This is a genomic window from Tunicatimonas sp. (assembly GCF_049647865.1).
Taxonomy (GTDB): Bacteria; Bacteroidota; Bacteroidia; order Cytophagales; family Cyclobacteriaceae; genus Tunicatimonas.
In genome coordinates, this window is record NZ_JBARYM010000106.1 from 1 (window position 1) to 1,790 (window position 1,790).

The 1,790-nt window shown below is 40.4% G+C and carries 2 protein-coding genes; both read right to left on the reverse strand.

Annotated features, from left to right (window positions below; translation table 11 throughout):
• A partial coding sequence (locus tag WBA23_RS03545) for a hypothetical protein (RefSeq protein WP_424580870.1) occupies positions 1-818 on the reverse strand: 818 nt, incomplete at its 3' end.
• Positions 819-1,191: 373 nt separating this feature from the next.
• Positions 1,192-1,790 (reverse strand): TonB-dependent receptor domain-containing protein (locus WBA23_RS03550; protein WP_424580871.1); only part of this gene is annotated, 599 nt, incomplete at its 5' end.

Here is a 1,790-nt window from a genome sequence, read left to right on the forward strand (position 1 = left end):
ATAATATACGGCAGATGACTGAGGGTCGCATGTAAATCTTTGATAGTAATGCGCTTCAACAACTTGGTCGGTACCGGTTTAGCTTGGAGGTAAATCTCTACGTAGTTGCGTTCGGCCCGAGCAAAAAGGAAGTCAGCTACAGTAAGATCAAAATTATCTCCTTTTACCTGTGTCTTTATAAATATCGTAAGTGATTCCTCATCGCTTCTTTGCGAAAGGTGAGGTGCTATTTGAGAAGCTCGTTGGTCATTCTGACGGTATAAGCGAATGAAATTAAGAGGTACCAAACTTATTGTGAACAACGTACCAACTAGAAAGGTATTTCGTGTTTCTTCCCATAGATAACGCCATGACCAATTGTCAGGATTATCGTAAATTAAGTCGCGAACCAGAAACTGGCCGATTCCTACCAGCAGAAAGAATGAAGCCAGAAATAGTACCTCCTTCTGTATGATCCAGTTTTTCTTTACCTGAGACTTCCACTTTACTAGAGCTTGCAATGCTAAAAATACGATGGTTGGTACTATCGCGTGGATACCGCAGATAAAAAAATAGTCCATTTTGTGCTCAGGAGGATACGGTCCGAAAGGTTCAAATAGATAGTTAAACCCCCAAGTCATAAAAAATATTAATCCTATAACAATCCATAAGACTGTTCCCTCAAAATAATAGGGATATGGTTGACGCAGAAACGCACGAATCTTTCGAAAATTCATAATACTAAGAAGCTTACTACCCGGATAATAGTACTTTAACCGACTCATAGTCACGGTAAAGAATATCTCGGAGTAGTTGCTGTAAGATTTCTTTGTTACCATACTCTAGTAGTCGGAAACCCTTCTTCATTAAGATATTCTACAAACGTATTAAACGAGAATCTTCAAAGTTAAGAAATGTGTAGTTCTCACTCAACTACTACATAGCTAGTAGCATCAGAGCACTTTTACCGCACCCCCATGATTATTTGCACCAAAGGTTGAGTGAAATCTAGTTTAGGTAATTTTTCCCGGAGCAGATCAATATCTTTAGCGAATAAGGCAGGTTATTGTTATTCTACCGAGGCTCGTACAGTTTCTTTTAGTAGCATTTCCAACTTGTACATTAGTAACATATGAACCTGTGTATTACTAAAAAACAAGATGCTAATGAGGGTTGCTTCAGTACTACTGCTATCTTTAGAAAAAAACTGACTTAAAACTGCTTCTGCCCGGAGAACTCCATTGCTTCGCCTTTGCCGAAACCGAAGCTAACGCCGACGGTGATAAAGCGACCTCGTAGTCGGTAATCGTACAGGTAGAAATTTGGTTGCCGGGTTTCTGATTCAAAGATGCGACTGGCGAATAGATCCCGAACGCTAAGATTCAAAATTGTCTTTCCCTTCATCATCTTCTTACGCAAACCTAGATCAACAAACGCAAAGCCGGATACTTCGCCCTGTACCGTAACGTAGCCCGACTGATAATTACTAATCAACTCAAAGTCAATATCGGCGGGTAATTTAAATTTGTTAGTCAATCTACCCGACCATTGGTCACCAGTAAAGTCAAAGGAAACCGATTCAAATTCTCCCTCCCGGCTAAAGTAATTATAGTTGAGGTCAGCGTTTACGGTCCACCATTCCAGAGGATTATACTTGGCGTTTAGCTCCACACCCGTGCTGTTATTAGTGCCAATGTTTTCCGGACGAGTTAAACTAACTCTACTCTCTTCATTTAGTGCCGGGACATTCTCAAATGTAGCAACCTCTTCAATAACGTCAGTTGTATAGCGATGATAGACCGCTACGTTAA